The organism is Bacillus sp. AP50 (genome assembly GCF_040492675.1).
In the GTDB taxonomy this organism is placed as follows: domain Bacteria; phylum Bacillota; class Bacilli; order Bacillales; family Bacillaceae_G; genus Bacillus_A; species Bacillus_A cereus.
Genome location: NZ_JBEUTW010000412.1, coordinates 1 through 2,315 on the forward strand (window position 1 = coordinate 1; position 2,315 = coordinate 2,315).

Below are 2,315 nucleotides of genomic sequence, written 5' to 3' on the forward strand. Positions count from 1 at the left end.
TACCTCTCCCTATTTTTTAACAATTCCTTAAACATTAATCCATGTTTTACACTGTATTCCTTAACAACATTTCGGTACAATACAAATACAACGATTTTAAATGAGGTGATGTTCATGGCAAAGCGCTATGAAAATATGGATAATGTTAGTACAAAAAAATCAATTCGCTCTTTTTTACGCTGGCGTAAAGAACGAAAGCAAAACAAAAAAGATTTTTCTTTCTTAGTAGAACAATCACCCGTTAAACAAAGTGCATTTTTGCAAAGTAATGTTGAAAAAACGACTATCACATGGATTGGGCATTCCACTTTTCTTATCCAAACGAATGGACTTAATATATTAACAGATCCAGTATGGGCTAATAAATTAAAGCTAGTTCCAAGACTTACAGAACCTGGACTCTCTATAGAAGCACTACCTAAAATTGATATTGTCCTTATTTCACATGGTCATTATGATCATTTAGATTTTTCAACTCTTCGTCAGTTGAATGATGATGTTCTATATCTTGTACCTATTGGATTAAAAAAATTATTTACTCGTAAGAAATTTAAACATGTAGAAGAGTATAAATGGTGGGAAAGTACGATAATTAACGAAGTTTCTTTTCACTTCGTACCTGCTCAGCACTGGACGAGAAGATTCTTATTTGATATGAATACGTCTCACTGGGGCGGATGGATTATTGATAATGAAACGACTATGGAAACCATATATTTTTGTGGCGACAGTGGCTATTTCCAAGGTTTCAAAGAAATTGGTGAACGCTTTTTAATTGATATTGCTCTTATGCCCATTGGCGCTTATGAACCAGAATGGTTTATGAAAGTATCTCATGTTTCACCTGAAGAGGCCGTGCAAGCTTATTTAGATTTAAACGCTACACATTTTATACCAATGCATTACGGAGCTTTTGCACTCGCCGATGAAACACCTCGTGAAGCAATAACTAGACTTCGAAATAATTGGAATTTGCGCATGTTACCGTGGGAACAACTGCATGTACTCTTTTTAGGTCAAACTTTTATTTATAGTAACGCAACAAATGATAAGCAAATAAACGAAAAAATTGAAACTTTACATGTGTAACGTAATGACTGATTTTCTATATCCAACATATAATATAGAAAATCCTATAGTGAAACTTTAATTAGTGGGATTTCTTCATCCCCACTGATTATTTGCCTTCACCAATCAAGCTTTTACGGGCAGCCCGCTACCTAACCTCTTTGCTCCAGCTAAATTTGAGGTAGAGAGTTTTACTGTCCGCAAATAGCGGGATAAAGGGTGTTTTCTATGAATGAATATTTACAGACTCGCTATATCATTAGCGGTAGTGCCTGTGTAGCTCTTCTTATTTCTTACTTTCTATTTACATAAAAAAGCTACTTGAAATATATTTTCAAGTAGCTTTTTTATTACTCTGCTAAATACATAAATCCGATTGCGCCCGGACCTGTATGAGTACTAATAATAGGCGTTGTATAGAAAATTTCTGATTGAGCAAATCCACTCACTTTTTCAACCGCCGCTTTCATACTTTCAGCTAAAGGAATTGCTTTCGCATGCGGAATTGCAACAGCTTTTACGACTTTTCCAGCCGTATCTTGCTCAAATAACTTAGCTAATGTTTTTACAATTTGGCCTTGGCTACGAACTTTCGTTACAGGATTATAAACACCTTCTTCAAGACTAGCAATTGGCTTTATATTAAGTAGCGAACCGATAAACGCTTTTCCTTTACCGATACGTCCACCCTTCACTAAGTTTTCTAATGTATCCACTACTACATATAAACGAGTATTCTTTCTTACTTCATCTACACGATTTAAAATTTCTTCTAGTGAGCGTCCGTCATTTGCCATTTTTGCAGCTTCAATTACTTGATATGCTAAAGCATGTGTAATAAATTGAGAATCAACAACTGTTACTTTTGTATCAGTCATTGATGCAGCGCTATTTGCAGTTGCTACAGTACCGCTCATTCCACTTGTCATATGGATAGAAAGGACTTCGCTTCCATCTTCCCCTAGCTTGTCATACATTTCTACAAATGTACCCATAGCTGGTTGTGATGTTTTTGGTAATTCCTCTGATTTAATCATTTCTTCAATAAATTCGTCAGGTTGTAAATCAACGCGATCTAAATATGTTTGTCCATTTACAGAGATTGATAATGGTAAAACATGAATGTCATACTTTTCGATTACGTCTTGTGATAAATCTGCCGTTGAATCTGTTACAATTTTAATTTTTTGCATACTATACTTCTTCCCTTTCCAATACGCTCTCCTTGTTATTATACTAGTATTCCC

General features: G+C 34.9%; 2 protein-coding genes. One reads left to right on the forward strand and one right to left on the reverse strand.

The features are described from left to right. Positions 1 to 114 precede the first annotated feature (114 nt). On the forward strand, positions 115 to 1,089 hold the full coding sequence (locus ABWK52_RS23560; RefSeq protein ID WP_001129628.1) for an MBL fold metallo-hydrolase: 975 nt from the start codon (positions 115 to 117) through the stop codon (positions 1,087 to 1,089). A 329-nt stretch (positions 1,090 to 1,418) separates the two neighbouring features. Here ABWK52_RS23560 and ABWK52_RS23565 read toward each other — a convergent pair whose 3' ends face one another. Further along, complete coding sequence (locus ABWK52_RS23565) at positions 1,419 to 2,261, reverse strand: DegV family protein (protein ID WP_353772176.1); 843 nt, start codon at positions 2,259 to 2,261, stop codon at positions 1,419 to 1,421. Positions 2,262 to 2,315: the final 54 nt, after the last annotated feature.

Excerpts from the sequence above, each read along its gene's own strand:
- ABWK52_RS23560 (WP_001129628.1), top strand. The coding sequence starts at position 115 with ATGGCAAAGCGCTATGAAAATATGGATAATGTTAGTACAAAAAAATCA.
- ABWK52_RS23565 (WP_353772176.1), bottom strand. The coding sequence starts at position 2,261 with ATGCAAAAAATTAAAATTGTAACAGATTCAACGGCAGATTTATCACAA.